The organism is Acidilutibacter cellobiosedens (genome assembly GCF_004103715.1).
GTDB classification, from domain to species: Bacteria; Bacillota; Clostridia; order Tissierellales; family Acidilutibacteraceae; genus Acidilutibacter; species Acidilutibacter cellobiosedens.
The window spans coordinates 1,025,258-1,052,235 of record NZ_CP035282.1 but is presented as its reverse complement, the minus strand read 5'-3'; the positions used below and the strand labels follow the sequence as shown (position 1 = coordinate 1,052,235).

The 26,978-nt window shown below is 39.4% G+C and carries 28 protein-coding genes; 3 read left to right on the top strand and 25 right to left on the bottom strand.

Annotated elements, in window-relative coordinates:
• The first annotated feature begins 22 nt into the window (after positions 1–22).
• Positions 23–424 carry a hypothetical protein gene (locus tag EQM13_RS05035; protein WP_128752122.1) on the top strand — a complete coding sequence of 134 codons (402 nt, stop codon included), beginning with the start codon at positions 23–25 and terminating at the stop codon, positions 422–424.
• Between the two features lie 477 nt (positions 425–901).
• On the opposite strand, the gene EQM13_RS05030 is transcribed toward EQM13_RS05035, so the two are convergent.
• From EQM13_RS05030 to EQM13_RS04965, 15 genes are all read right to left on the bottom strand, one after another.
• Positions 902–1,234: a CGGC domain-containing protein gene (locus EQM13_RS05030; protein ID WP_128752121.1), complete on the bottom strand. Its 333-nt coding sequence runs from the start codon at positions 1,232–1,234 to the stop codon at positions 902–904.
• Positions 1,235–1,329: 95 nt separating this feature from the next.
• On the bottom strand, positions 1,330–1,689 hold the full coding sequence (locus EQM13_RS05025) for a NifB/NifX family molybdenum-iron cluster-binding protein (protein ID WP_128752120.1): 360 nt from the start codon (positions 1,687–1,689) through the stop codon (positions 1,330–1,332).
• Entirely contained in the window at positions 1,690–2,529 is an 840-nt protein-coding gene (locus EQM13_RS05020) for an Mrp/NBP35 family ATP-binding protein (RefSeq protein ID WP_128752119.1), read from the bottom strand.
• Positions 2,530–2,546: 17 nt separating this feature from the next.
• Positions 2,547–3,368, bottom strand: a complete 822-nt coding sequence (locus EQM13_RS05015; protein ID WP_128752118.1) for an MBL fold metallo-hydrolase — start codon at positions 3,366–3,368, stop codon at positions 2,547–2,549.
• 4 nt (positions 3,369–3,372) lie between these two features.
• Positions 3,373–4,248: an ATP-binding protein gene (locus tag EQM13_RS05010; RefSeq protein ID WP_128752117.1), complete on the bottom strand. Its 876-nt coding sequence runs from the start codon at positions 4,246–4,248 to the stop codon at positions 3,373–3,375.
• Positions 4,226–5,089 (bottom strand): nucleotide-binding protein, encoded by an 864-nt coding sequence (locus EQM13_RS05005; protein WP_128752116.1) that lies wholly within the window; start codon positions 5,087–5,089, stop codon positions 4,226–4,228. The genes EQM13_RS05010 and EQM13_RS05005 overlap by 23 nt, the downstream gene beginning before the upstream one ends.
• Position 5,090: 1 nt before the next feature.
• On the bottom strand, positions 5,091–5,459 hold the full coding sequence (locus EQM13_RS05000) for a NifB/NifX family molybdenum-iron cluster-binding protein (protein ID WP_128752115.1): 369 nt from the start codon (positions 5,457–5,459) through the stop codon (positions 5,091–5,093).
• On the bottom strand, positions 5,434–5,844 hold the full coding sequence (locus tag EQM13_RS04995) for an iron-sulfur cluster assembly scaffold protein (RefSeq protein ID WP_128752114.1): 411 nt from the start codon (positions 5,842–5,844) through the stop codon (positions 5,434–5,436). The genes EQM13_RS05000 and EQM13_RS04995 overlap by 26 nt, the downstream gene beginning before the upstream one ends.
• Positions 5,841–6,218: a DUF134 domain-containing protein gene (locus tag EQM13_RS04990; RefSeq protein ID WP_128752113.1), complete on the bottom strand. Its 378-nt coding sequence runs from the start codon at positions 6,216–6,218 to the stop codon at positions 5,841–5,843. The genes EQM13_RS04995 and EQM13_RS04990 overlap by 4 nt, the downstream gene beginning before the upstream one ends.
• Positions 6,219–6,281: 63 nt before the next feature.
• On the bottom strand, positions 6,282–6,566 hold the full coding sequence (locus tag EQM13_RS04985; RefSeq protein WP_128752112.1) for a DUF5320 domain-containing protein: 285 nt from the start codon (positions 6,564–6,566) through the stop codon (positions 6,282–6,284).
• Between the two features lie 153 nt (positions 6,567–6,719).
• Positions 6,720–6,890: a cupin domain-containing protein gene (locus tag EQM13_RS04980; protein WP_206172812.1), complete on the bottom strand. Its 171-nt coding sequence runs from the start codon at positions 6,888–6,890 to the stop codon at positions 6,720–6,722.
• A 142-nt stretch (positions 6,891–7,032) separates the two neighbouring features.
• Complete coding sequence (gene istB, locus EQM13_RS04975) at positions 7,033–7,797, bottom strand: IS21-like element helper ATPase IstB (RefSeq protein ID WP_114217624.1); 765 nt, start codon at positions 7,795–7,797, stop codon at positions 7,033–7,035.
• 1 nt (position 7,798) lies between these two features.
• The gene (gene istA / locus EQM13_RS04970) at positions 7,799–9,382 is read right to left on the bottom strand and encodes an IS21 family transposase (RefSeq protein WP_128751667.1); all 1,584 of its coding nucleotides are present in this window, start codon (positions 9,380–9,382) and stop codon (positions 7,799–7,801) included.
• Between the two features lie 69 nt (positions 9,383–9,451).
• Complete coding sequence (locus EQM13_RS18175; protein ID WP_161567172.1) at positions 9,452–9,601, bottom strand: cupin domain-containing protein; 150 nt, start codon at positions 9,599–9,601, stop codon at positions 9,452–9,454.
• Between the two features lie 61 nt (positions 9,602–9,662).
• Positions 9,663–10,118: a 4Fe-4S binding protein gene (locus EQM13_RS04965; RefSeq protein WP_128752111.1), complete on the bottom strand. Its 456-nt coding sequence runs from the start codon at positions 10,116–10,118 to the stop codon at positions 9,663–9,665.
• A gap of 90 nt (positions 10,119–10,208) precedes the next feature.
• On the opposite strand from EQM13_RS04965, the gene EQM13_RS18170 reads away from it, so the two are divergent.
• Both EQM13_RS18170 and EQM13_RS04955 read left to right on the top strand, forming a co-directional pair.
• Entirely contained in the window at positions 10,209–10,382 is a 174-nt protein-coding gene (locus tag EQM13_RS18170; RefSeq protein WP_161567171.1) for a hypothetical protein, read from the top strand.
• Between the two features lie 505 nt (positions 10,383–10,887).
• A complete protein-coding gene (locus EQM13_RS04955; RefSeq protein WP_128752110.1) occupies positions 10,888–11,241 on the top strand; it encodes a helix-turn-helix transcriptional regulator in 354 nt (117 codons plus the stop codon).
• A 291-nt stretch (positions 11,242–11,532) separates the two neighbouring features.
• Here the strand turns inward: EQM13_RS04955 and EQM13_RS04950 are convergent, their stop codons facing one another.
• The 10 genes from EQM13_RS04950 to EQM13_RS04905 all read right to left on the bottom strand — a co-directional run bounded on the left by EQM13_RS04950 (position 11,533) and on the right by EQM13_RS04905 (position 26,969).
• Complete coding sequence (locus EQM13_RS04950) at positions 11,533–12,933, bottom strand: relaxase/mobilization nuclease domain-containing protein (protein WP_128752109.1); 1,401 nt, start codon at positions 12,931–12,933, stop codon at positions 11,533–11,535.
• A gap of 64 nt (positions 12,934–12,997) precedes the next feature.
• Positions 12,998–13,657 (bottom strand): hypothetical protein, encoded by a 660-nt coding sequence (locus EQM13_RS04945; RefSeq protein WP_128752108.1) that lies wholly within the window; start codon positions 13,655–13,657, stop codon positions 12,998–13,000.
• A 16-nt stretch (positions 13,658–13,673) separates the two neighbouring features.
• On the bottom strand, positions 13,674–14,426 hold the full coding sequence (locus EQM13_RS04940; RefSeq protein ID WP_128752107.1) for a Cthe_2314 family HEPN domain-containing protein: 753 nt from the start codon (positions 14,424–14,426) through the stop codon (positions 13,674–13,676).
• A 246-nt stretch (positions 14,427–14,672) separates the two neighbouring features.
• Positions 14,673–14,957 carry a CD1845 family protein gene (locus EQM13_RS04935; RefSeq protein ID WP_128752106.1) on the bottom strand — a complete coding sequence of 95 codons (285 nt, stop codon included), beginning with the start codon at positions 14,955–14,957 and terminating at the stop codon, positions 14,673–14,675.
• Positions 14,958–15,037: 80 nt separating this feature from the next.
• Entirely contained in the window at positions 15,038–15,373 is a 336-nt protein-coding gene (locus EQM13_RS04930; protein WP_128752105.1) for a plasmid mobilization protein, read from the bottom strand.
• Entirely contained in the window at positions 15,373–23,199 is a 7,827-nt protein-coding gene (locus EQM13_RS19105) for an SNF2-related protein (RefSeq protein WP_128752104.1), read from the bottom strand. The genes EQM13_RS04930 and EQM13_RS19105 overlap by 1 nt, the downstream gene beginning before the upstream one ends.
• Before the next feature lies 1 nt (position 23,200).
• A complete protein-coding gene (locus EQM13_RS04920; RefSeq protein WP_128752103.1) occupies positions 23,201–23,431 on the bottom strand; it encodes a transposon-transfer assisting family protein in 231 nt (76 codons plus the stop codon).
• Positions 23,432–23,433: 2 nt separating this feature from the next.
• Entirely contained in the window at positions 23,434–24,189 is a 756-nt protein-coding gene (locus EQM13_RS04915; protein ID WP_128752102.1) for a JAB domain-containing protein, read from the bottom strand.
• A complete protein-coding gene (locus EQM13_RS04910; protein WP_128752101.1) occupies positions 24,176–24,361 on the bottom strand; it encodes a hypothetical protein in 186 nt (61 codons plus the stop codon). Before EQM13_RS04910 ends, EQM13_RS04915 begins: the two co-directional genes overlap by 14 nt.
• A gap of 13 nt (positions 24,362–24,374) precedes the next feature.
• Positions 24,375–26,969: a YodL domain-containing protein gene (locus EQM13_RS04905; protein WP_128752100.1), complete on the bottom strand. Its 2,595-nt coding sequence runs from the start codon at positions 26,967–26,969 to the stop codon at positions 24,375–24,377.
• Positions 26,970–26,978: the final 9 nt, after the last annotated feature.

The following is a 26,978-nucleotide window of genomic DNA, read 5'->3' as shown; positions in this document are numbered from 1 at the left end:
TGGTGAAAGGAGATGTTTGTATATGTATCTAAAATATTCAACGGGGTTCTTAATAGCATCACTTATCCAAGCAGGAATAATTTTATCAACAGAATCACTTGGTCTATCTACTTTAGGAGCAAAACTAACTGCTGTACAGCTCTTAATTCATATAATAGCAGGTCAAGTAGTCGGCTATATACTCCTATTTATTATGAGAAAGCTTGAAGTCTTTAGCGCATCTAATGTTTGGATAATTGGAAGTATTACAGGAATTACTGCCTGGTTTATCCTATTAACTACTAATTCCGCGCTTGGTAAGGTTAATGCACCTTGGACTCAAGGATTCTCAACAATTCTATCAAGTGTAATTGCCTTCATATCATTTGGTATTATAGCAACCTATATAATAAAAAATTATGATAACAAAGAATTTGAAACCTAATTCTCATTTTCAAAATAGATACTAATACTGGTATCTATTTTTATCAGTACACTTCGATAGTAACAATTTTTTCACATATGCGTCTTAAGCAGAACTATTGATACTAATTTCCACATCTATTCTATCTCCACAACCCTACACATATTTTTACGGTCGACATATTTCCTTAATAAATAAAAATAAGGATTTTTAAGGTTAAACGGCACTGCCAGATATTGGGCAGAAAATCCTCCAACCTTGAAAACCCTTTATTTATGAATGATTTTAGTATAATTATTCTTTCACTCTTGACATCAAGTCAACACATCAACATGGCTCGACTGGACTTTTTTAATTACAACAATAGCACATTTTCAATCTATTGGTTCGGTAGATACAGTCCACAGTTTTTACCTGTTCGGTAGATGCAGTCAACCCCAATTGTCCGTTTGGTAGAACGGTTAACGGTGAAAGGTTATTTTACAAATACCTTTACCATTAGTGCGTATAATCAATAATCTTTATTATTTCTCCAACCTTCTTTTCAATTGCAGCCCTCATCTGTTGTGCGTACGGGCATGCGAATCCAATAGGATTTCCTTTTGTTATACATGAAGCCAAAACAATAGTATCTGCACCTCGTTTTACCATTTCAGCCGCTCTGGTTACTGCCTTTTTCCCAGGACAACCGCCACAAGTGTTCACTCCAATAACTTCTATATCCTCTTCTATACCTTCAAATGCGCATTTCTTCTCTTTCATCACTTTAAAATCAGTTGTTCCGGGGCACATATCCTCAGTTTGCATACATCTAATTAATCCAACTTTCATTAATAAACCTCCAATTCTATATGTACGGTAGTAAAAAATAGTACTTGCACTAATTATACCGTGCAAGCACTATTTCACAATACAAATGTGCTATTCTATTCGCCGCATTCATCATGATGCTGATGTTCATGACAAACGGAACCAGTCGATTTTAAGGAACCCTGCAGGTACGCTTCTACCACATCCTTAGCGTTACCTTTTGCTCCGACAATAACCTCGATGTTCCTTTCATTAAATATCTCGACTGCACCTCCGCCCATACCACCGCTGATAATGACATTTACACCACGATCGGCAAGAAAATTAGGCAAGAATCCAGGTCTATGTCCAGGGTTAGCAATGGTTTCGCTTTTGAGAATTTGATTATTTTCGGTGTCAAAAATCATAAACCCTTCGCAATGTCCAAAGTGCTCGGTCACCATTCCGTTTTCGCTTGCTACTGCAATTTTCATCATTTAACTTTCCTCCATTTTTTCTAATATTTTTGCAACCGGCTCAAGCCAATTGCCATCGAAAAGCTCTATCATACCCTTGTCACATGCAGCTGAAATTTTCGGGTCAATAGGTAATTTAGCGAGAACCTTTAAATTATGTTTATCAGCAACTTCTTCAATATGGCTTTCGCCAAATATCTGATAGTCCTTGCCGTTATCAGGACATTTAAAATAGGACATGTTTTCTACCAGACCGATAATAGGGATATTCATCATCTCGACCATCTTAACAGCTTTTGAAACAATCATGGAAACAAGTTCCTGTGGGGACGTCACAACGATAATTCCATCAACAGCAATGGATTGAAATACCGTAAGGGGAACATCGCCGGTGCCCGGCGGCATATCGATGAACATAAAATCCACATCGCTCCAAATAACATCTGTCCAAAACTGCTTTACTGTGCCGGCAATAATTGGTCCTCTCCATACAACCGGGTCAGTGTCGTTTTCTAAAAGCAAATTGACAGACATAACATCAATCCCGGTCTTTGTTTTAACAGGGAATAGGCCAAATTCACTGCCTGAGGCTTTCTCCCTGATACCAAAGGCTTTTGGGATAGAAGGCCCTGTAACATCCGCATCCAGAATAGCTGTATGATAACCCATTCTGTTCATGGTGACTGCAAGCATAGAGGTAACAAGTGATTTGCCGACTCCTCCTTTGCCACTGACAATACCAATGACCTTTTTTACACTGCTCATCTCGTGCAGTTTTTCGGAGAAGTCCGTTTTTTGTTCTTTTCTTTCTGCACAGTCCTCCGAACAACTGCTGCAGCTTTGATTGCAATTTTCGCTCATATTCTTGCTCCTTTTATTTAGATTGTAATTTCACTGCCTGCTGAAAGGTAATAGATGCTATCATCCATAGCAGCTTTTAGCCTTTTATAAGGCTCTAGACCTGTACAATGACAGGTGTAAAATTTTGCTTTTGTACCCATTAGGTATTTACCAATTCTATCTATTATTTCAGAGTCCTCATTGCCGCCAGAGCGGCTGGAAAGATGAAATCCGCCTATTACATAGTTGGGCATTCGCCCTTTAAGTGTGTGAAAATGCTCAAGAATATTTATAATGCCATTATGGGCACAGCCAGTTACTAATAGGGTTTTCCCGTCTTCCTCTACCACGAGGTTCTGTTCATGTGCAAAGGTATCATCGATCGTTTGCCCCTTATGCTCCATGAGCAAACCACCGTTTGATTTTGGACGCGGCTCTCTTTGGGCAATATTCGAGAATACTTGGATTCCACTGTTAATAAAGAAACAGTCTGATGTGAGGACAATTTGTTTGTTTTGTTTCAGATTTTCATCAAGACCTATAAAATCCAATTCATCGTTTGGACGGATCGCATAGTGCTTTCCAAAAGCGAGTCGATGTAGAAATACCTCGACTTTTGTGTTTTCTTTCAAAAATGTTTTTAGCCCTCCGCCGTGGTCATAGTGCCCATGTGAAATCACAAGAAAGTCAACATCAGCAATATTCACATCAAGCTTTTTTGCATTTTGAAGAAACAGCTCGCTTGCACCAACATCAAACAATATTTTATGTTTCTTTGTTTCTATATACAGGCTAAGGCCATGCTCGCTGCCAAAGTCTTTTGATATCGCTGTGTTTTCAACCAAAGTTTTAATAAGCATGACTTTAACCTCCACCTTGTTCAAAGAGTAGATTCATTGTTTTGTGGTAAACCTCTTTAACCGCCGTTCCCGATGTGCAGTCGATGTCTACAATGGTTTGACCATTATTAATAGCTTTAACTGCGTTTGAGTCAAAGGGTATACTGCCGATATAAGGAAGACCTTGTTTATTACAAAACTCTTCAATCTTCTCTGTGTTTACAATATTGGTATCATATTTGTTTATACATACTGCTGTCTTGGTTCCGAATTTCGCCGCTGTTGTTATAATGCGCTCCATATCGCTGATACCTGATATGGAAGGTTCTGCGACTATCAAAACCATATCCACGCCACTAAGTGATGCAATGACAGGACAGCCTATTCCGGGAGATCCATCAATAATGGCCAGCCCAGTATCAACTGCTGCCGACTTCATTTGTTTTTTCACCTCAGTGACAAGCATTCCAGAGGTACCACTGCCCATTTTAAGCTGTGCCGTTGAAAACACTTTTTCCCGATCAGAATACAGCATCAGCTCTCCGGCCACTGCCGGTACCAAAGTTATCGCTTCCGCAGGACAAACATATGCGCAAACGCCGCAGCCTTCACATGCAAAAGGATCAACCTTATAGTGCGACTCTGCTTTGATCGCGTCAAATCGGCAGTTTTGCCTGCACTGATCGCATTGGGTACACAGTTCCAGATTTATCTCCGCTTTTGGCAACCCATAATAGTCTGTTTTTTCCGGTTCAACATTCCATCCGGTTATTAGGTGCAGGTTAGGTGCATCTACATCACAATCCGCATATGCTTTGGCGTCAGCAAGCTTTATAAATGCACTTGCTATTGTGGTCTTTCCAGTGCCGCCTTTTCCACTAAGGATTAGTAGTTGTTTCATTACACTGCACCTCCTTTGCCACTGTTTTCAGCAGAGAAGAAAACAGTTCTCGGTACTTTTCATTTTTATTAACGGCAATTTCCGCATTCGAGTTCAAGGTTCCAAGTTCATTGTCAAATGGAATCCGCCCTAATATCTTTATATTATTTTCAAAACAAAACTTCTCTGCTGGGTTTTCTTCATCCAAGCATTTGTTAAGAATCACCCCAAATGGCTTATTAAATAACTTGACCAGATCGTATACCATATTGAGGTTATGAACACCAAACAATGTCGGCTCAGCTACCAATACACAATGGTCCGCATCTTTGATGCTCTCCATTACGATACAAGCGCTTCCTGGAGGGCAGTCAATAAATGTCTGTTTATTTGCTTCCAAATTTTTCTCGGTAAGCAGCTTTTTTATGATAGGAATGCCCGTAGCTTCACCGGTGTTCAGTATTCCTGTCCATACCGTTACTTCGTCGGAAATCCCTTTTTGTACTTTGCCAATAACCTTTGCTTTCTCTGTTAGTGCCTTTTCAGGACAAACCAAGATACAGCCACCGCAGGAGTGGCACACATCGTCAAAGACAATCAGTTTGTTTTTAATATAGGCGAGGGCGTTAAAGTTGCAAAAATCAACGCATTTTCGACACCCATTGCATAATTCTTCATCCACTTTTGGAATCTTTACTGATATTTCTTCCTCCCTGACTCCTTCAGGCTTAAAAAACAGATGTCCATTCGGCTCTTCTACATCACAGTCTATATATGTGGATTCCTTCGATGCCGCAGCTAAATTCACTGATACCAGTGTCTTTCCTGTGCCGCCCTTGCCGCTAAGCACAGCTATTCTCATATTAATTGCCCCCGTGTCCATGAAATCCGGCATGAATTTCATCAAGCAAATGAAGTTTGCCGGCAATAAAAGCATCAATATTATCTTTGGCTGAAGTAGTTGCCGTTTTATAAATTTTGATTTCAGCGGGTTTTAACACGTCAGCAGCATTTTCTCCTAAGCGGGGAGTTAGTAAAGCATTTGCTTTGTTATCCACTATTATTTGTGCAGCTTTAATCCCTGCACCTCCTGTGCTTGCCGCCGCACTGTTGTCAATAAATATACTTTCCTTGGTTTCTACATCATAAATAAGAAAATAGGGAGTACGTCCAAATGATACACATACATTCGACTCCAAGGTTTTCTCATCTACTGGAATTGCTATTTTCATAAGAATCCTCCGTTCTATTTTTGTTTAAATAATTCTCAATTGCGTTGCGTAGCGCACTCACACCTAAATTTGAGCAATGAACCTTATTTTCAGTAAGTCCATCTAAAGCCTGGATAATATCTTCTTCCGTAATATTCAATGCTTCGTCTAAGGTTTTGCCCTTTGCTAATACCGACGTCATACTGGATGTTGCAATTGAAGCACAACACCCAAACACAAGATAGCTGATTTCCTCAACACGATTATCTTTTACCTTTAAATAAACGGTCAAATAATCTCCACAGGAAGGATCACCGTAGCTTCCTTCAGCATTTGCATCCGGCATACTATGGGCATTTTGTGGGCACATAAAATGCTCAATTACTCTTTCTGAATATATAATCAACCACCTCGATCCGCATCATCTGTAAAACATCTACCACGCCTATGCCTGTGGCAACCACGGCCACAACCATTCCCTAACCCTTCACAAAGCCGGTATTCACCGCCCTCAATCAGTAATACCTTTCCATTTACTAATGATTCAGCCAGCTTTTTTCTGGCTTCGATATAAATGCCTTGAACGGTGCTACGAGCAATATTCATTTGCTTGGCGCACTCTTCTTGAGTGAAGCCTTCCAAATCGATAAGTCTTATAGTTTCATACTCATCTACTGTCATGTTTACATGGTTTTCTGCGTCGGCAGACGAATCAAGAGGCCCGAATTTATTGCTCTCAGGCAAACAGCAAACTTTTCTCCACTTTACTGGTCTCGCCATAATTCATCACCTCCATCCTAATCAGAAATAACCAGAGCGTCCTCCGGTTATCCCTGATGCCCATTATAGGTTCTCCAATTGCTTATCAATAACTTCAAGTCGATCTTGCAACATGGTTTTCTGTTCATTCAGCAGCTCTTTTTGTGTTTTTGAGGAGGCCTGGTTAATCGCAGAACCTCTACCAAAACCGCGACCGAAACCGAAACCGCGTCTGCAAGCAAGTCCAAGACCTATTCCCATTCCGAGACCAGCTCCATACTTTACTGCATTAGCACCTGTGCAAAGCCCTAAACCTCTTCCAGTCATTGATCCCGCACCCATTGGGCCGGTTCCATCCCTTCTTGGCATCTTTTCACCTTCTTATAATTTATGACATATGCCATCTATTCTTATTATACTCTGTTTATGGCATATGTCAATAACTTTCGAGTAAATTTAATAGAAAATTCAAAAAAAACCGTCAATCAAGGAAATTCCTCAAGTGACGGTCAACGCTTTATTTTATTTTGTTGGGGCTGGTGCTTTTACAACAATCAATTCCAACGTGTCATCATTCAAATTTTTAACGTTCATCTTTGTATTTACAGGTATTTTTAGTAAAGTACCATTGGAATACTTATGAATTTCCTGGTCATTAAGGCCAATAGAAAGTGTACCTCTTACTACGGTCATATAAACATTAGAATTTGAAAAATGCTCTGGCAATCCTTCTGTATTTGTCAACCGAAAATTAGGTCAAAAGACCATTTAATTTTAGGTCACTTTCTTGTAAATAAATGTGCCTCTAAAATTTGTGTACAAAGGCACAAATACTTTAAGCTGTTAAAGATTTAATAGATGCACCATTTTCTCTTAATGTTTCTCTTAGCCGATAAGAATCACCCTCCATGTCGACAAGAATTGCCTTGTAAGTAAGTCTATCTATCATCGCACTTGTAACTGTCGGATCACCGAAAACCTCAATCCAACGCTCAAATGAAAGGTTAGAAGTAATTATTGTTGATTTCCTTGCTGCCCTTAAAGAAAGATTATTAAACAGCAGATCTGTCCCTTCCCGGTCAAACGAGGTGTACCCAAGTTCATCTGCCACTACAAGGTCATATTTTTCAAATCTATTCTCAAAATATCTCAAGGTCTTAGCGCTATTGCTTTCCTTCAATGTAGTAACCAGTAGTGGAATTGTCGTGAACAGAACCTTATAACCTGCCATGCAAGCCTTTAATGCTAAAGCAATACTAACCATAGTTTTTCCGGTTCCCGGGTTACCGGTCATTATGATATTTTTGCCTTTTTCGATAAAATCAAGTGTTGCTAACTCAGGAAGTCTTTTCTGCATATCTACTGGGAGACAGTCAATTTCAATATCTTCAATATATTGCCTGTAAGGCAAATGTGCATTTCGAATACGACATTCAATGGAACGCTTATCCTTTTCTTCCATCTCATAAGTTAAAAGCTTATGAAGAAAATCCTCATAATCAGCCGCTTCAGATATTACTTCTTCATAGTGAGTTTTAATTCCTTTAAGTTTCAATATATTACAGTATTCTTTAATCTCTTCATTTAATTTAACCTTCATACTATACAGCCTCCTTGTTAAGCTTTCTTGATTGGAGTGCTGCAAGTTTATCATAAATCGATAATGTGCTCCTTGATTTTTCAGTTAGATGATCATTTAATGGAACAGTAACGCAAATTTCTTTTTCCTTTCTACTTTCACAAATCACCTTAACCTTATCAGCACTCATATCCATTGGTGACAGTTTTTCAAGTTCCCTTAAAGCTTCTGTCACAGCATGGATTCCTTTTTCATAAATAATTTCTAAAACTTGTAGAAATGTCTTGGCATCTTTGGTATAATACTGTTCATAGATATATTTGATCTGGGTGTCCGTTTGGAGCAGTGCTGTGCTTCCTTTGAGGGCACCTGGTTTTTTATGTAGAGTTCTAAGATAATGATGAATCTCAATTTTCCAGTCATGCAGTTTAAAACTGCGGTCATGTTTAGCTACAATGCTGTTATCGTAGTAGATAATTATCTTATCTGTAAACATCTTCACTTTTACCATTTTACCAACTAATGTATCCGGCACAGAATAATGATTTTGACTTACCGTTACGGTCGAATATTTGTCAACACGGTTTTCTGAATAAATACTGCTTTCAAACTTAGGTAAGTTAGGAAACAAGTGTTTTTGCTCTTCTTTAAAGATTTCCATCGGCACCAATCCGTTAGATGTTTCTTTATTATTAAGCTTCATACATTCTTCAAAAAGAAACTTGTTTGCTTCTGCAAGAGTGTCGAATTTGTCATTACCCGGCTCACTGAATACTTTTCTTCTAACATATTCTACACTTCTCTCAACGTGGCCCTTTTCATTGCCTTTTGCAATATTCGTGAACCTAAAGTTGAATCCATAGTATATTGATAATTCTGTCAATGCTTTTGTTGGCTCTTTTTCGAACAATCCAACAAATTTCTTAACTGCAACCCTCATATTATCATAGACCATTGTTCTAAAATTACCTTTGCAAAATGAGAAAAATTCTGCATGTGATTGTTGAAATGCTGGAGTATCTTGAGATTTAAAAAGCATTGAATATCTGATTCCGCTTTTAGCAGGAGTAAAAACTGCCATTTGATAAGCTTTATATCCTTCTCCCCCTATATCTAATTTTGCCGTACCCCAGTCAAATTCACATACATCTCCAAGAACATATTCTTGTCTTATGAAAGCTTCACGATGCCTATCCTCGATTGTTTTAACTAATCTTTTAACTGATGAATAACTAATATTAAAATTTTTCTTTAACAAGTATTCATGAATATCAATTTTTCTCATTTGCTGCTTTGACATACCGTTAGCACGCTTCCATTCATTAACCTTTAAGCATTCTTCAATTACTTCAATCATCTCAGATGTTACCTTGTTTGGCCCTCTGTTTTCAGAATTGTATTTTGGTTTTTCAACAATTGCTTGAATTAATTCTTTTGTATCTGTTTCAGGATTTTTTGCTAAAAGTTCTTGCTTTTGATTTTCATACTCATTTACATATTTATTTACAGTATCCTTGCTCATGTGAAGCTCACTGGCAATGCTTCGATTGCTCATACCGTCAATATGTTTAAGTATGATTTTTTGTTTTTGATTCAATTTTATCACTTCCTTCTCTTCCTCCTCCCAGTTTATACTGAAAGGATACCATATTTTCTTAAGAAAGTGACCTAATTTTCAATGAGCCAGCTGACCTATTTTTAGATTAGCATAAACACCTTCATTTTTGTTAAAAATCATGTGCAGATAATGAAGGTTATCATCATAAATAACCTTTTCTACTGCTTTTTCGTTGCCAGTTGATATTTTATATACTTGCTCAATCATTTTATCATCCTCCTAGTATTTAAATCATATCATAAATTTAATATTATTATATGTAACTTAGTCACAACACAAAACGATTATATCTATTTTGAGTAGTAAATGGCATCTTTCGAACATACTTGTTGACAATATGAAATACTGCCGGCTTATATCTAAGCGTTATAAGCACCGAAACCACTAACCAAATTAGTAAGATAGGAATATTTTTATGTAACAATTTTTGTGCAAGCAACATTATTGCTACGCTACCCACCAATGCGAACCATGCAAATTTTCCAGAGCTAAGCCACTTGGAAGAATTAACCGTCTGTAGCTTTAGCTTTTTTGAGAGCCATTCTGTTGGAATCATCAACGTATTCATCGGACAGACATAACCACAATATACTCTGCCAAATAGCAATGCTACTAAGAGACTTACCGCATATAATGCAATCCAAAGCATCATTTTACCGTTAAGTAATAAAAATATGAATAGCGCAAAAAATAAAACACGTATTGTAGTAATAATATACTTCATATGATCCTCCACCCATTTATTGAATTTTTAATATTATAACGCTATAATATTAAAAAGGGTGTTACCTTGGTAACACATGGGAGATTCTATATGACTAAGAATATTAATTTAATCAGAAGTACAGCACTGATAAAATCTTTATCAGATGAGGATATACTTACTAACGTTAAAAATGGAAAGTTTAAAGTTACATCTTATAAGAAAAGTAGCGTTGTTCATTTTGATGGAGAATTCGATACAGATTCGATTACTCTTTTGAAATAATGTAAACCTTATTGCTATTCCAGAGAAAACCGCCAACCAAGACGATGATTTATCTCCTGATTGACGGCCTGTCTTTAAGCTATGTTTATACTTCTACTTCAATTCCCGACTTAAACCTTACAACCACGTTGCTTTCAAATACATTTACCTTCTCAACAAGGAGCCTTACCAATTCTTCATCGTAATCAAGGCTCTGGTCAGCGTAGTTTGAAATAATAAACTTTTATTGCTTTACAGTAAAAAACCGCCAATCAAGAGAATTTATATCCTAATTGACTGTCGACCACAAACATTTATTATCAGTGTTATCTATAGTATCTTTATTTCAGGTCTAATTATATTAAACCTTACGATTAATTTAATGCTGTTAAATTGAATTTTAACAGCATATTGGAAAATTTTATAATTCCATATAATTTTGATATATTCCAATCAGCCTTATGATGTGTCTAATCATATCCAAAATATAAGGTGAACAGTAAAATGTAGTAGGGTGAAATAAATCATGATACGCAAAGTCGAAAAATACGATTTTAAGACTTTCGGTCAAGCCATAAAAGCAGCACGTAAAGCAAAGGGATTATCAAGAAACGAATTAGCGGATCAAATTCACATTGCTCCTCGCTATATTGCGTCCATCGAAAATAGTGGACAGCACCCAAGCCTTCAAATCTTTTATGAACTTGTTACTCTTTTAGATGTATCGGTAGACCAATTCTTTTTTCCAAATAAAGAAACAGATAAATCCACGCAACGTAGGCAGCTTGAAAGTCTGCTTGATGATATAAGCGACAAGGGTTTGCAGATTGTTACCGCTACAGCAAAAGAGGTTAAGGAAGTCGAAACAGAGGACGAATGAATGTCCAAAACACAGTCAAATAATGAATGAAGAACGTTGCAGCCGATACAACCTTGCAGCGTTTTTCTTTGCTCTTGTCACGTTAAGATTGGCTTCTCCATTGGTATTGATATCATAGATTAAGTAACGTGGCAAGCAGGGCAAGGTGGTACACACCTTGCGATTTTGCTCAAAATTCCCTTACGGTATTTTGGGCAAATCTGCTTGTTGGGGAGTTCCCCAATCCCCACTGAACACACAATAAATTGTGTGGCTACGCTCCCTTTGGGAGCTGAAAAATCACAGGAGAGATTACCTCTGTTCCTGTGATTTTTCTTTTTCCTTCTCCGATATATTCTCGCCTAAAAGACGGTCAACATTTGCCTTTGCATTCAGTATATCCTGCATTTCTTTTTTAGTGGAATGATACTTCCCATAAGCTTTTTTCTTTTCAGAAAGCAGTTTGGAATATTCCATTTGCAGAGCCTTAACGGTAGGTAATTTCTTGCCCTCTAAGCTGTCAAAAGCCGCCTTTGCCGCTTTATGCAAAAGCAAATCAGCAGTATGCTCTTCATAGAATTTTTTGGAGTATCCTGCCTTGCGGTAAGCCATGTAAACCTCACGGGTTTTGGAATAATTGATGATATGGGTTTTAAGGCTTACTATCTCTGTCATACGCTTTTCGGCAGCTTTAATTTGAGCCGATAATTGATTGAAATTATCTGTAACAGCCTTTGCCTTTTTATCCAAATCTTCATAAGAAAGCAGATTATTTTCCGTTAGAAAATTAATTGTCTGTGCCATCTGTTTTAGGTTAAAAATCTTTGCCCACCGTTCATAACCAGCACCTTTTCCAGCCTGCAATTTTGCTTGTATATCTACTAAAAGATTAACATGAGATTGTGACTTTTCAGTTGCTCTTTTTCTATTAACAAAAGGTTTGTTCCCGTCAATGACAGCCTTGATTTCTTCCTCAGAATATCCACTCCCTAAAGAACGCAGGCGAATGAATTTTTTTTGATTTTCACTCTTAAAACTGATGTGCATTCCCGTCTTGATTTCATATCCTTCCAGTTTCATTTCTGATAAGAACGTATCAAAATCGGCAGGCTTTTTTCTAAGGGTTTCATCTATAGCAAGCCTTAACTTTTCAGAGTGAGAAACAGGCTTTTTATCTCCAAGCCATTTACCATAATGGTTTTTTCCTCGCTTTGGATTTTCAACAATAGACAGTCCGTTTTCAAGGCAAATGCGGTCAGATATTTTACGAATTGCTCTGCCTGAACCTAAAAAATCACGAAATTTTTTGGTGCAGTCCAGTGAGGTGGAATTAAAAATTATGTGGTTATGAATATGAGCCTTATCTATATGGGTAGCGACAAAAAAAGCATGATTGCCTTTTGTAAACCGCATACCCAATTCATAGCCTATTTGATTGGCAAGCTCCGGCGTAACTTCTCCCGGTTTAAAGGATTGGCGTATCTGATAAGCTATTACATCGTTTGCTTGTTCTCTACCTGTAATGTCAGAGTAAATTCGCTTAGATAAAAGAAATTCTCCCTGCACGGTTTTAGGGTCACACTCGTAAGAGCTGATGTATTCGCCATCATTTGTTTTGTTAGTATTTTTCGCATAATCTGTGCGATCTGCAAGACAATCAGCAATAGACTTTCCTTTGTTTTGGTGCATAGAAATTAAGCGTGTTGTTGCCAATCAAAACACCTCCTTTAGTCAAATATAAAAGCACTTAGATATATGAATCCAAGTGCCTAATATATTAAGATGATAGGTATTCATCCGTAATATGGTATAGAAAGTCAAATATTTCATACAAATATGAAATGCTTTCTTTTAATGATAAATAGTCAATCGAATGACCGCTTGTAAAGTATAAATCATTATCGGTACTAATTAAATATCTCCAAACTTCTGCGTTTTGATCTGTTTGCTTTTCAGATGGATTTGTTCTTTCGAAATCTCTTTGATCTGCCTCTTGAAATTCTTTGAGCAAAAGTCTGATTTTAGTAAGGCTTATATCGGCTAACGAATAAGGTATAAAATCAATTTTGTTCCTTTTGACCTCTTCAAGAGCGGTTTCATTATTTATAAATCCATCTATAACTTCTGTTTTTACTTCATCCCAAAGAGTTATTAAGTTATGTCCACCTTTGGGTAACTTTCCCCAACACCGTAGATAAATATGTTTTAAAAAAATTTCCAAACTATGTCGATAAGAGAATAAAATAGGGAAGATATATGTATCTAAAGTTTTAATATTTCCACTTTCTAAGGCAATTCCCACTAAATCATCTGCACTATTTTTATACCCCTCTCTCAGACCATATAAAGCTGAATCTTTATCTTGCCAACCAAAATGAGCTGATTGTTCCATGATTTTACTTTCATAAAAGATTTTCATACTGCCCTTCTCCTTCATAAATTATGTCCTTCTCTTAACAATCTGCATCATCAAAAGTACTCATAACTTCCTTTTCTATCTCATCCAAAATCTCTTTAATATATTGTGAAACTACTACATAATCTTCAATTATTCTCTTAAGCTGAAAAACAGGATGATGTTTTAGGTTCATATCAAAATCACTCATTACAGCAATATTGGGAGAGTTTCTATGTATCATTTTATTCCTAAGGTCATTGACAAAGGAATGATTACCTTTCCACTCTCCTTCACAATCCGTATTATCATCTTGTTCAATATATTCATAAATTTCTGCTGCCTTTATCCTGAATTTATCCCCATAATTTTTAGTAGGACTAAATATTTGTTTGTAATAAACTTTCTCTTTTGGAATATCTACATTGTAGAAAAGTCTATATAACTGTGCCAACATATCCCACAAACTTGAGGTGCGAAACAAAGCATTTTCAATATAATAAAAAGCAAGTCCTTCTTCTTCCGAATCCGTTCTAATCAGACTAAAGTCATTTTTCATGGAGTCAGAATATGCATATTTGATAGCTTCATCAAATGACATTTTAATTTTCCAGTCCAAATCTTTCAGAGTATCATATATCGTTTTGTACTGCATCAGTTTTCCAAAGGGAGCTTCATTATCATTTGCAGAAACTACTCCAAACAAAAATCTATCTTCACCAATCATTACCTTAAAACGATTTGAATTGTAGGTTACCTCTGATAACTTGCTTTGAAAATAGAGTATTTCACTATCTTTTTGATTTCTCATTTTCTTTCCTCCAAAATAAAACAATTTAATATGTTTTAACGTTCTGCACTTAAATTCCAATTTTCAAAAATAATTATACTATACAATATCTTCAAAATCATCAATAGTTTTTAATAAGAAATAGCAAAAGAGCCCACATAGAACAAGGGTCAAGATAAACGGCTTTGCCGCCCTTGTTCTACGCTGGTACTTCTGCTTTGTGGCAACTAAGGGAGAAAGCCTAAAAGTGCTTTCGCCCTTTCATCATTAAATAGATTTTAACCGTTCATTGACTGACTGTAATTTTCCGATAAGCCATCCGGCAAACAAGGGTATTCCATAAGGACTAATAAGGAAGGCAAGTACCATTGCTTTTATTCCGTCCTGTAACTCGCCCAAGAAAATCATAATACCAAGTGCTAAGGCAAATAGGATTAATGCCAGGATAGAGAGCAGCATTGTTCCAAACATACAAATGAACTCACAGATGAGCAAAATAACAGTCAATATTAGGGTAATAGGGAATAATAATATTTTAAGCAGTATCCGCATAATGAAATCCTCCTTTTCCATTGGTACGTTGTATAGGGAAAAGATACCAGAGAAAAGAAACATTGTCTATGATAGAAATTTTAAATAGTGGAAAGTCGGGATAATATTTCATCTGACGTATCCCAAAGTTTATCATAGCTTTCCCGCAGTGCCTCCAAGTCCTCAATATAAATATTGCCTGTCTGATGAACACGCTTTGTAAGTTGGTTTAGACTGTTGCTGGTGCGGCGAAGCAAGGTAACAAGCTCCCGTATATCGGACAAATCAAGATGGATAACATAGCCGTCCACTGCCATTTTACGCAGATATGCTCCCAAATTCTTTGTGCCAAGCTGTTCCATCTTTTCCTCTATCAGCTTTCGTTCCTGCTCTGATACCATGAAGTGCAACTGTATATTTCTTTTTCGCTTTGCCATTATAAAACCTCCATATATCTATTTTGTTTTTCCTTGCCCTCTCTGCTGACCTGTGAGGACTGTTTCAGGCTATCTAATACCGATGGACGCTCTCTTTTGGAAACCCGCCTGTCAGCCTGTTCCTGCGGCTTAGAAACGCTCATGTTCAGCTCCGCATCGAGGACAGCAAGACGAGAAACCTTATCTTTTAATTCCTGCTCCTGTAGGAACAGTTTGCCGACCTCAGATTTTGCCGCATCCTGCTGTTTGTAGAGATTGTCAAGCTGATCCATAACAGCCTTTAACCTGTCAGGCATAGCGGCAAGAGCATTGTCAATACGAGTGAGATTTCCCCTTGCATCCATACCAAGCTTTGCTATATGGCTCATCGCACCCTTTAAGATAAGCTGAAATTCATTATAAAAACCGTCATAAGACAGGTGCATAGTAAATCCTCGGTAACTGCCAATTTCCATAGGGTCTTTTCCTTTCACTTCTTTGCAAGCCTCAAGGAGAGCAGCTCCCGCATTGTCCTTATCCGTCAGGGTATCGCCTTTAATTATCATCGGCAAAAATACACCCTCGGCAGGCGTATTCTCGGCAAGGGTCTTTAAGTCCTGCTCAAAGCCTTTGATAAAGCTTTTGTTCTTCTCAATATTTTCAGGAAAATATTTTAATAAGTTATCCTCCAAACGGTACTGATTACTTTGGTGGCTTGCTTTTAAGAGCTTGAGCCTTGACACCTCAATGTCCAAGTCCATCTTTTCCTTGATTTTTGGATTGCCGGCACACAGAGCCTTAATTTCCGCATAGGACAATGCCGCTTCATCTACATCTTCACAAGAACGGACAGGGCTTTTGGAAGTCATAATCTGCGAGATAAACTTCTGCTTATTTTCTATGGTCTGCCACAGGTAGGCATCAAAGGTTGCCTCTGTCACATAGCGGTAAATGTTCACTTCCTCGTTTAAATTTCCCTGTCGTTCAATTCTTCCGGAACGCTGTGTCAAATCCCCCGGACGCCAAGGGCAGTCAAGGTCATGGAGTGCCACAAGGCGGTCTTGGATGTTCGTGCCTGCACCGCATTTTGCGGTACTGCCAATCAGCACTCGGACATCACCGCTACGCACCTTTGCAAATAACTCCTTTTTTCTGACTTCCGTATTTGCCTCATGGATAAATGCTACCTCATGGGCAGGGACACCTTTTTTAATCAATTTCTCCCGTATATCATCATAGACATTGAATGAAGTATCATGGGTAACTACCTCATCAGGCAAGCTATTCTCCAAAGCATGGAGTTCCACACCATTTATGGTTTGGTTTCCTGCCTTTGCCGCTTTTTGTTCCTGTGCCGCAGCCTTGCCCTTTGGAGTAGAAATATCACAGAATACAAGCTGTGTCAGCCGTTCTGATATACCCTTATCCCAAATGTGGTAGATATTATCGACACAGGCATTTACCTTGCTACTTTCGTCATCGGGAAGAAGTGGGTTAATGATACGTTGATCAAGTCCTAACTTCCGTCCATCAGAAGTGATTTTCAGCATATTGTCAACAGAGGGGTCAACCTTGTTTGCATGAACCTCGGCGGCTCTTTCCGATAAGTCCTTTACCATTTCCTGCTGTATCTCCGTAGGCTTTACTGCAATGGTATGATAGTTAGTTTTTGGAGTAGGCAGGTTTAACTGGTCGGCAGTTTTAATATCCGCAACCTCTTTGAACATTGCCATAAGTTCGGGCAGATTAAAGAATTTTGAAAATCTTGTCCTTGCCCGATACCCTGTACCTTCAGGGGCCAGTTCGATGGCGGTCACAGTTTCTCCGAATGTACTTGCCCAACTATCAAAGTGAACCAATCCGTTACGCTGGAGTGTGGAATATTGCAGATACCGCATCATGGTATAAAGTTCAGTCATAGAGTTTGAAACAGGCGTACCTGTAGCAAATACAATTCCCTTGCCTCCTGTCAGTTCATCCATGTAACGGCATTTCATAAACATATCACTGGACTTTTGGGCATCAGTGGTGGACAGTCCTGCCACATTCCGCATTTTCGTGTATAGGAATAGATTCTTGTAATTATGTGCCTCATCTACATAAAGCCTGTCAACGCCAAGCTGTTCAAAGGTTACAACATCATCTTTCCTTTGCTGTGACTGTAATTTTTCCAACCTTTGTTCTAATCCCTTTTTTGTCCGTTCCAACTGCTTGACGGTAAACCTTTCTCCGCCGCTTGCCTTGACTTCCTCAATTCCGTCTATGATTTCATCAATCTGCTCACGGAGCAGGCGTTCCTGCCGTTCAAAGGACATGGGAATACGTTCAAACTGGCTGTGTCCGATAATAACCGCATCATAATCGCCTGTGGCTATCCTTGCACAGAACTTCTTTCTGTTCTTTGTTTCAAAATCTTTTTTCGTGGCCACCAAAATATTGGCGGCAGGGTAAAGCCTTAAAAACTCACTCGCCCATTGCTCGGTCAAATGGTTTGGTACGGCAAAGAGAGGCTTTTGGCAAAGTCCAAGCCGCTTGCTTTCCATAGCGGCGGCTACCATCTCAAAGGTTTTGCCCGCACCTACCTCATGGGCAAGTAATGTATTATCTCCGTAAAGAATATGAGCAATGGCATTGACCTGATGTGGTCGGAGCGATATTTCAGGATTAATCCCCACAAAGTTGATGTGCTGCCCATCATACTCACGGGGGCGAATAGAATTAAACTTCTCATTGTAGGTTTTTACTAAAGTCTGCCGTCTGTCTGCATCTCTCCAAATCCAATCCCGAAATTCGCCCTTGATAGCCTGTTGTTTTTGCTGTGCCAAAGTGGTGGCATCTTTATTCAGCACACGCCTTTCCTTACCGTCGGGATCTGTCACAGTGTCATAGATACGCACATCACGCAGATTTAAGGTGTCCTCTAAAATACGGTAGGCATTGGCACGGTCTGTACCGTAAGTGACATATGCCGCCACATTGTTATAGCCAATAGCATTTTTATTGGTAATGCTCCATTCGGCAGTAAAGGGGGCGTATTTTACCTCGATTTCTCCTTGCTGTCTGTATGGGGTATCAAACAATTCATACATAAACTGCTGAATGTATTCCTTGTCAATCCACGTTGCTCCAAGTCGGACATCAATCTCAGAAGCATCAAGGTCTTTTGGCTGTGCCGCTTCTAAAGCCTCCACATTGGGAATGTATCTGTCCGAGGTTTGTGCCGCCAGTTTAGCGGTATACAGTTTTTCCCTTACGTTGCCAGAAAGATATTCATCGGCAGTTACATAGCGAGTGGGACTACTGCTGTCATAGGGCATGGGGATGGGGAATATAATGCCCTTCAAATCATTGGCAAGCTGTTCTCCTGAAAGTCCTGTCAGCCTGCCCATATACTCCATATCAACCTTTGCTTTTTCAGCAATGGAGAGTGCCAGTGCCTCGCTTGCAGTATCCACCGAATTGACTGCCACACGCTTTTTAATGGTGCGTTTGGTAAACATATCGGCTTTGGCTTTTAAATTTCCGTTTTCATCTATATCTTCGAGGGAGCAAAGTAGATAGTAGGAATTGTCATCACTAAAGGCAAGGCTGTTCCCACGGCTGTTAATCAGTCCGTATTTTTCGGTAAAGCTGTCATAAAGGCGGTTTAGCGTTTCCTGTTCCTGCTTAATGGTTTCTTCGCTGTAATCCTCAAGCTGATAGCGGATAAGATTGCCCACGCACTCCCTAAGTTCTACCATTCCCACAATGCGTTCCATTGCTGTCTGGCTTAAATTCGGCTTTACCATGCGGGAGTTCTCACGATAATAAACTTCTCCATCTACAAGTGTATAGGAAAAGTTCTTTACAGTAGGGTCGGCAGGAATGGAAGTGTCGGTGCTGACTTCCATGTCGGGCAGCTCAGTTTCGGGTATGTTGCCCTCAATGTTGTGGATAGCAGCTTTTAACTGTTCTGCAAGGTCAGAATCAGGAATAGGCGTACAGGTGCTTTCCATTCCAAACTGACCGCTTTTCATTTCCATTGTTCCTAAAATCATTTCAGGGTGGTCGGCAAAATAACTGTTTAGGGCAATGCCATCCTCGTTGGTATCAAGGTGCATCCAATCCCTATCCACATCAATGGGTCTGTCATGCTTTTGCAGAAAAATAATATCACTTGTAACTTCTGTCCCTGCATTTTTCAGAAAAGCATTGTTAGGCAGTCTGATTGCACCGAGCAGTTCCGCCCTCTGTGCAAGATAGCGTCGGACATCAGTACTTTGCTTATCCATCGTTCCCTTTGAGGTAACAAAGGCAACCACACCTCCGGGGCGTACTTTATCCAGCGCCTTTGCAAAGAAATGGTCATGCACCATAAAATTTTTGTTGTCATACCGTTTCTCACTTAATTTATAGTTTCCAAAAGGTACATTCCCGATGGCAAGGTCAAAAAAGCTGTCGGGAAGTTCTGTTTTTTCAAAACCGGATATGGAAATATTGGCTTTGGGATATAGCTGTTTTGCAATCCTGCCTGTAACGCTGTCCAGTTCAATTCCATATAGGCGGGAACTTTGCATACTGTTAGGGAGCATACCGAAAAAGTGTCCTGTCCCGCAGGCAGGCTCTAAAATATTGCCTGTGGTAAATCCCATATTCTCTACTGCATCATAAATCGCCTTGATAACCACAGGGCTTGTATAGTGGGCATTAAGGGTAGAGGCTCTTGCCATATTGTATTCATCTTCGGACAGCAGGGATTTTAATTGTGTGTATTCATTGCTGAAACTGTTGTTGTCCTTGTCAAAAACCTCGGATAAGCCGCCCCAACCAACGTAATGGGATAAGATTTCCTGTTCCTCTTTTGTAGCGGTGCGGTGTTCTTTTTCTATGGTCTGTAAGGTAGTAATAGCAGCTATATTTCCCGCAAACTTTTCACGCTTGCTGCCCTCGCCTAAATGATCATTTGTAATGCGGAAGTTCTCAGCCTTTTCCTGTAGGACTTCAGATTGCGGGTAACATTTCAAAAGTCTTAAAAAACTCTCCCTGCTCTCTGCTCTAAGGACTGGATAGAAAAGAGATGGATCAAGCAGCGTCACTTGATAGTCCGTGATTTCCTCAATAATAAAGGGCGTACCATTTTCAAGATAGACGGTATCGCCCTTTTCAAATGGTATTATTTTGTTTTCTTCTATCTGTTTTGGTATAACTTCGGTTTCAGTTTCAACATCTAAATCATGGATAGATGGGATATGTTCCTGTTTAGCAGAAAAATTTCCTTCAGCTATGAGCTGACCAATACGCCTTTGTACCTTTGTCCAAGGTAGTTCAAGGGATAGTCCGTCTTTTTTAACGAGAAAGTTCAGGAGATTGCCGCCATACTCATTTTTTAGCCATTCAGCAGTAGTACGCTCACGGGCATGGGTTTCCATGTAGTCCGCAACACGCTGTTTACTGTCTGCATTGCCATTCCATGCCTGTAATGCGGTATCAATATCTTCCGGTGTAATTTCTTTTATTTGTGGTGCGGCATCGGCTTTTGATTCTACCTCGTTTTCAGTTTCAACCGTTGTTTCAGCTTGTGGCTCATGGACAGGTACCAAATTATCGGACTCTGCTATGGGAGAGGGAGCAGGCGGTGTTTTCACAATTCCTGCTTTCTCATTTTGCATTTGGGCAAAGCGTTCTTTTTCTTGGGCTGTCAGATAGCGGTCATTGGAAATCAGATAATCAATCCGATTCGCAACTTTAGTCCAGTTTAAAAGCAATTTATCGTCACTATCTCTGCGAGTGTATAAAATTCCTTTTGCATCATGCCACTGGTTACTGTTGTCTGCTCCGGAAAGAGCATGACTGCTCCCACCAATACCATATTCATTTTTTACAAGATCTTCTTTTTCCTTTGGACTGTTAAGTTGGGTAAAGTATTCATAAATGCGGTATTTTCCATTTTCAAATCCACTCCCTGTTGCAAGCTGCTTATCAACTTCATCTTGTGTGATGAACATTTTAAAATCGGTATAGTCAGAGATTGCAGAAATAAATTCACGCCTTGACAATTTCAACTCCATGAAATCCGAAAGTAATTTTTGTGGCTTGTGGAACTGAAAACGCAAAATCTCCCTGTCATTCTCATAGGCAGAAATGAACCTTTGTAATCCCTTTATCAAAGCATCCGCCTTTTGATGGTCATTTAACAGCTCCGCAATATGCTCGGTAGAATCGGGAAAACCACCCTTAAAAAGTTCCTCATCAAAAAATTCTTCTTTTGCTTTATCAGAAAAATCCTGATGCAGATACCAAAGCCTTTTTGCAAGCTCCAGCTTTTCAAAACTCTCTGCCATATCCAAAGTATCTTGAGGAACGAATTGCCCATCTGTCAGCAATTCTTCAATTCTGTCTGCCACATCTGTCCAGTTGATTACCTGTTTGGAGGGAGCATAAAGGGCAGAATCTCCTTTTGCAAGATGAATCCCATCGGTATGAAACCATGCGGATACCTTTTCTCCATTGATGTAAAGCCCTTTTCCACCTCGGTATTCCTTTTGTAAGAAGTCAACTTTTTCTTTCGGTGTTTTATCCTTTTGATAGAAAGCAACAATTCGTAGCAGGCTGTCATTACGATTACTTCCTGTTCTTAAAATACTGTCAATATCCTCTTGTGGAAAAGAAAAAGCGGAGGTACGAAAAGGCTTATCAAGCCTGCCGTTCTCCGCAATTCTTTGTATCTGTTCCTGCTCCGAGGGGAACAGTGTTAACTGTATATAAGTTCCGTCAGTATCATTTCCTCCGCCTGTGATTTGAGATTGTTCATGTAGCCTACCCATTCCATCTGCTGTTTCATCTTGTCGGGCGAGGTCTGTACTTTCTGTAAGTCCGCCATTATCTGCGTTAGCCTCCTGTTGGCTGTCTGGTCGATTTCCAACAAGTGGGGAAACAGTTTCTCTGACAGGAGCAGGGAATGAAATAGGGGTTTCCTGTGTTCCTGAAGATATTGCTTCCTCATTCTCCCGTATTTGCCCAAGATCTGTTCCTTGCCCACTGTCGGCTGTGTCAATGTGAGGTCGGGTATCAGATAATCCCCGTTCCTGCTGTAAGTGATTTCCTTCATGCTCTTTGCTCCTTTCACGCTCCGTTTTGGTAATGGTAAGAGAAATTTGCCTAAATACCTGTTCTGATTGTTCGCTGACTGCCGTTCCTAACAGGGCAACGGCATCGGCGGTATTAAAATCAAAGATACTTAAAAAATCCTCATGTGCAAAATATCCTTCCGTATCTAATCCGCATCGTTTCATTAAAGCGTATGCAGTGCTTACAGTAGCGGCATCTTCAAACGCCACTCGGATATTGTCCTCGTCGTATTCCTCTAAAAAGCTGTTTTCTATAAGATAACGAATATCGGCTTTGTGATTATCATAATACTCTTTGGACATATTCCTTGCAATGTTGTAAAAGACATCAGAAAGAGTATTGTGCTCTGTTCCATATCTGTCTTTTAACATTTCTAAGATAGGCTCTTTGTGATACTCCTGCATTTCCCAAAGAAATGGGCGGCGGGAATTTTCCCTGCCGCCGGTATCGGAAACATCAAAAACGTATTTTAACCTCATTCTATCGCCGTCAGGGTCAAGCAGTGCAATTCCCTTTGAGCCACGGCGAACATATCGGTTCATGGTATTGTTCCACAGGTCATATTCCGCACAAGCCGTAGCGTCGGGTCTTTGTGCGTAAATCATGAGCTGTTCATGATAAGGGTATTTATACAGCCTTCCTACAGTGGTAAGAAAACCAGTCCAGTTCGCAAGACTTTTGGTAAGACTTTTTGCGGTTTCTTCTGCCAACTGTGCATAGGCCTGTGCTTTGTCTGACATTTTAGTCCTCCTGTTCCTCAAAATCAGCAATCAGCTCTGCTGTAATGCTATCAAACTCATCATCACTCATGGTACTCAGCTTATCTACAACGGATTGGGTCAAATTGAAAAGCTCTTTTTCATCTTGTGCCAAATGTGTCTGCATTTTAGTAAGCTCAGATAGCAATCCTGTTCTTGTGCCTGTGTTGTAAATGCAGATTAAATTAATTTCTTCTACATTAAATTTACTCATATTCATCTCTCCATTTCTGCACTGATAGGTGCTGTTTTTTGTTTTTCTTTGCTTATAGTCGATTGGTTTTTGAGCTGCTCCACAACGGAAATCTTCTTTTCCTTTTTAGCTTCCTTTACTGCAATGCCATCTGAGTTAGATGTAATATAATCTCCTACCTGCTCTAACACTCCTTTTTCCTTGAATGAATACATTTTGTTCTGATTGATTCCATTTATAATCAAATGGTCTAAAACACTGATTCCTAATATCTCCCCAGTCTCCTTTAATCTACGTGTAATGGTTATATCTTCAGCACTTGGATTTATATCTCCAGATGGGTGATTGTGACATAGAATAACAGAATTTGCCTTGTTTATAATGGCATTTCTAAAAACTTCTCTGGGGTGTACGATAGAACTGTTAATGGTTCCAACCGACACTACTTCATGGTCGATTATACGATTTTTAGTGTTTAGAAATGCAACCACGAAAGCCTCCTTATCATATATTTTCTCCATAATTGAATGGAAAAAGGCAGAGGCATCATTAGGGGAACTGATTATTGGATTTCGAGTATTAATGGAGCTGCTCATTCTATATAGATCCAAAAATGCTTGATGTTTCTCTCGCTGAACCGGAGTAGTAAGCAGTTGTGTAGCATTATCCACTAAAGCATTTAAGCCCTTTCTTTGTGCATATTCTATTGCAGCGTCCTCTTTTACTCCTATAATTCTCGCAAATGCTTGAATATAGCGAAGTTCTTCAAAGGCTGGCATCTTTGCCCACCGCCTGACTACTTGCTAAATCCATGAGTAAAAATAAATCCTTCAGCTTTTCCGCATCATCTTCACTATTGGTATATTTATGAGGATTTTCATGTAACGCAATCATATCTTCCGTACTCACTTCTATATCCAAAAGGGTTTTAATTAAATTTTTGATACTCATTTCAATGCTCCTTTCATCGCTCCATTTCTGCACTCGTGTAGGGTGCTGTTTTTTGCTTTTCTTTGTTTGCAACAGATTGGTTCTTAAGCTGTTCCACCACAGAAATCCGTTTTTCCTTTTTATCTTCCCGAATTGCACGAGAGAGATTTAAAAGGGAAATCTGGCCGCCTGCCTTGACTGTCTGTTCCAGTTCTGCCACAGTAGGCTGATTATTGATAATGCCATCAATCTGATTGTAGTTCCGCTCGGTTGACATCTCGGCAGTACGGAGTGGATTGTCCTCATTTCTAACGGCAAATGCATGAGTACCGTTTCCCATGATGTAATAGCTGCCGTTATCCGAAGTGTGATGAACACCATATCCGGCTGCCGACATCTGCTCCTTTGTCATGGAAGTCAAGGAAAAACTCCCTCGTGGTGTATCAATCCTATCTCCCGTCAAGAAACTGTCCGGCACAAGTGGTACAGACTCTAAAAACTTTGTCAGCTTTACGAAGTCAAAACTATCACAGTAATGGTATGTTACAATGCCGTTATGCTTAATGGCAATGATGTCACTGACCGATAAGGAATGACCTTTGAAGTTGTCGGGGTGGTCAATATTGAAACGCTCCCAAAGTTCTTCAAGCCGCTCTCTTGTAGATGCAAAACCTGTAAACTTATCTGAATATACAATGTTGTAGTTATCACGCTCTACTGAAAGACCACGGTTTTCTAATGATTTCAGTCCCTCAAAGCTGTAATCACGATATTTGTCACCGCTTTTGAGCTGATAAATGGCATAGGCATCAGCAGGACTTTCTAAAAATCTCTGCTCCAACTCTAATACAGAGAATCTTTCAGCCGCGTTCAATTCCTCAAAGTCTTTAGAGGCAATCCAGTCAGTACGTTCCATGCCAAAGATTCCGCCATGGTTGTCTATATCTTTCAGGTCAAATGCCATAGCCTCCGTATTGTCCTCATAAAGCAAGTACACTGTTAAGTCCTGTTCAAACAATTCGGTTGCCCGTTCTTTTGTGAGGGGCAGCATTTCATCATATAAGTAACCATAAGAATTACGGTCTAAAATACTTATATCAGGGTCGGGCAGAGGGTAGGTGTGTTCCTGCATTGGTTCATCAGATAAAACCTCAGCCTTTTTAACTGCAACACTTTCTTGCCAAGCCTGATCTGCCTTTTCCGTCAATTCTTCATAGTCAATATCTTTGGCAGTGGAAAAATCCATTGCAGGCTCATCCTCCAAGATATAATCTATTGCCTTATAGATAGAAATATCGGGGTCATCATACACGCCTCCGTCAAGGAGATTGTAGTCCTTATCATAGATAGAGTAATCATAGCCATCTTCGATGGTCTGAATGGAAAAATAGAAATCCCCCATTTGGTAAGCCAGTTCTTTGGGAGCTAACTCCTTGCTTAAAGCTGAAATCTGCTGTTCCACGATATTCTGCTCCACATCAGCAGGAACACCCTCTCCCATATGGTCACTTTGCCACATAATCAGCTTATTATTGATGCTGTTGGCGAGAGTACCTACATTCTGTATCAGTAATTCCAGTTCCCCTGACACCAATTTCCCCTCTGTTCCATAATCAGTCACGATGGCGTTTACCTTATCAGCTGTCAGGTAGTAGGCAGGAAGTTTTTCTTTTTCAGCAGACAGGTCAATACCTTTTTCTTTCACAATCTCTGCAAAGTGCCTGTCAATATCCTCTATGAGAGCAGAGGAAGTTTTGCTGATGGTTTCCAAAGAGGCACGCAGTTCCGGCAAGTCCTTACCCTTACTCCAAGCGGCAATATATCCAAAGCTGTTTTCATCGGTCTTAATTCCATAGTAGGAGCAGACAGCAAAAGAAATGCTTTCTGCCTCAACTTCCTCCGTCTGTCTGCTTATGGGTTTTATCGGCTCGTCATTTTCATCAGACTGTACCTTTTCCTGTCTTTCCTTTTCATAGTTGTGTAGCTTTGAATGGGCAATCTCATGGATTGTAGCTGAAACCGTCTGTATTTCACTCATGCCCTCACGAATGGCGATATGCTGTTTCGTGGTATGAAAGTATCCGTCTGTATCTTCCGGCATTTTTTCAAAGAATAAAGGCACAGGGGAAGAACGCTTTAATGCCTCCATGAAAATCTCAAAATACTTTACATCTCCGGTCAGATTTTCCGCAAGGGTGGGCAGTGGTTTCCCCTCTGTTTGGGAAACATCAAACACCGATACCACCTTATACATTGGAATTTTAATTTCCACTTCCTCCGTCAATACCTTACCATTTGTATCAAGCATAGGAGCCTTTGTCACAGGGTCAACTTTTTCTTGTTCCTTTTTTACCTTATAGGGTGTAGGGGCAATGATTTTAATGCTCCGTTCTCCCTTTTTTACATTCCGGGAAAATTGGTCACGCCATTTATTAAATCCTGCCACAAGGGTGGCATCGGGTTTTTGCATAGCAATGAGTACAGTGTTATTCAGGGAATAGCTGTGAAAGCGAGACATGGTGCGTAGGTACTGCTGATATTTATCGCTTTCAAAAAGCTCTTTTATGCCATTTTCTATGCTGTCCGTAATCTCTTTTAACCGTTCTTTGGTTTTACTGTTATCTGCCATATCATGCTC

Coding starts and splice junctions, on each gene's coding strand:
- EQM13_RS05035 (WP_128752122.1), top strand. CDS start 23: ATGTATCTAAAATATTCAACGGGGTTCTTAATAGCATCACTTATCCAA.
- EQM13_RS05030 (WP_128752121.1), bottom strand. CDS start 1,234: ATGAAAGTTGGATTAATTAGATGTATGCAAACTGAGGATATGTGCCCC.
- EQM13_RS05025 (WP_128752120.1), bottom strand. CDS start 1,689: ATGATGAAAATTGCAGTAGCAAGCGAAAACGGAATGGTGACCGAGCAC.
- EQM13_RS05020 (WP_128752119.1), bottom strand. CDS start 2,529: ATGAGCGAAAATTGCAATCAAAGCTGCAGCAGTTGTTCGGAGGACTGT.
- EQM13_RS05015 (WP_128752118.1), bottom strand. CDS start 3,368: ATGCTTATTAAAACTTTGGTTGAAAACACAGCGATATCAAAAGACTTT.
- EQM13_RS05010 (WP_128752117.1), bottom strand. CDS start 4,248: ATGAAACAACTACTAATCCTTAGTGGAAAAGGCGGCACTGGAAAGACC.
- EQM13_RS05005 (WP_128752116.1), bottom strand. CDS start 5,089: ATGAGAATAGCTGTGCTTAGCGGCAAGGGCGGCACAGGAAAGACACTG.
- EQM13_RS05000 (WP_128752115.1), bottom strand. CDS start 5,459: ATGAAAATAGCAATTCCAGTAGATGAGAAAACCTTGGAGTCGAATGTA.
- EQM13_RS04990 (WP_128752113.1), bottom strand. CDS start 6,218: ATGGCGAGACCAGTAAAGTGGAGAAAAGTTTGCTGTTTGCCTGAGAGC.
- EQM13_RS04985 (WP_128752112.1), bottom strand. CDS start 6,566: ATGCCAAGAAGGGATGGAACCGGCCCAATGGGTGCGGGATCAATGACT.
- EQM13_RS04980 (WP_206172812.1), bottom strand. CDS start 6,890: ATGACCGTAGTAAGAGGTACACTTTCTATTGGCCTTAATGACCAGGAA.
- istB (WP_114217624.1), bottom strand. CDS start 7,797: ATGAAGGTTAAATTAAATGAAGAGATTAAAGAATACTGTAATATATTG.
- EQM13_RS18175 (WP_161567172.1), bottom strand. CDS start 9,601: ATGATTGAGCAAGTATATAAAATATCAACTGGCAACGAAAAAGCAGTA.
- EQM13_RS04965 (WP_128752111.1), bottom strand. CDS start 10,118: ATGAAGTATATTATTACTACAATACGTGTTTTATTTTTTGCGCTATTC.
- EQM13_RS18170 (WP_161567171.1), top strand. CDS start 10,209: ATGACTAAGAATATTAATTTAATCAGAAGTACAGCACTGATAAAATCT.
- EQM13_RS04955 (WP_128752110.1), top strand. CDS start 10,888: ATGATACGCAAAGTCGAAAAATACGATTTTAAGACTTTCGGTCAAGCC.
- EQM13_RS04945 (WP_128752108.1), bottom strand. CDS start 13,657: ATGAAGGAGAAGGGCAGTATGAAAATCTTTTATGAAAGTAAAATCATG.
- EQM13_RS04940 (WP_128752107.1), bottom strand. CDS start 14,426: ATGAGAAATCAAAAAGATAGTGAAATACTCTATTTTCAAAGCAAGTTA.
- EQM13_RS04935 (WP_128752106.1), bottom strand. CDS start 14,957: ATGCGGATACTGCTTAAAATATTATTATTCCCTATTACCCTAATATTG.
- EQM13_RS04930 (WP_128752105.1), bottom strand. CDS start 15,373: ATGGCAAAGCGAAAAAGAAATATACAGTTGCACTTCATGGTATCAGAG.
- EQM13_RS19105 (WP_128752104.1), bottom strand. CDS start 23,199: ATGTCAGACAAAGCACAGGCCTATGCACAGTTGGCAGAAGAAACCGCA.
- EQM13_RS04920 (WP_128752103.1), bottom strand. CDS start 23,431: ATGAGTAAATTTAATGTAGAAGAAATTAATTTAATCTGCATTTACAAC.
- EQM13_RS04915 (WP_128752102.1), bottom strand. CDS start 24,189: ATGCCAGCCTTTGAAGAACTTCGCTATATTCAAGCATTTGCGAGAATT.
- EQM13_RS04910 (WP_128752101.1), bottom strand. CDS start 24,361: ATGAGTATCAAAAATTTAATTAAAACCCTTTTGGATATAGAAGTGAGT.
- EQM13_RS04905 (WP_128752100.1), bottom strand. CDS start 26,969: ATGGCAGATAACAGTAAAACCAAAGAACGGTTAAAAGAGATTACGGAC.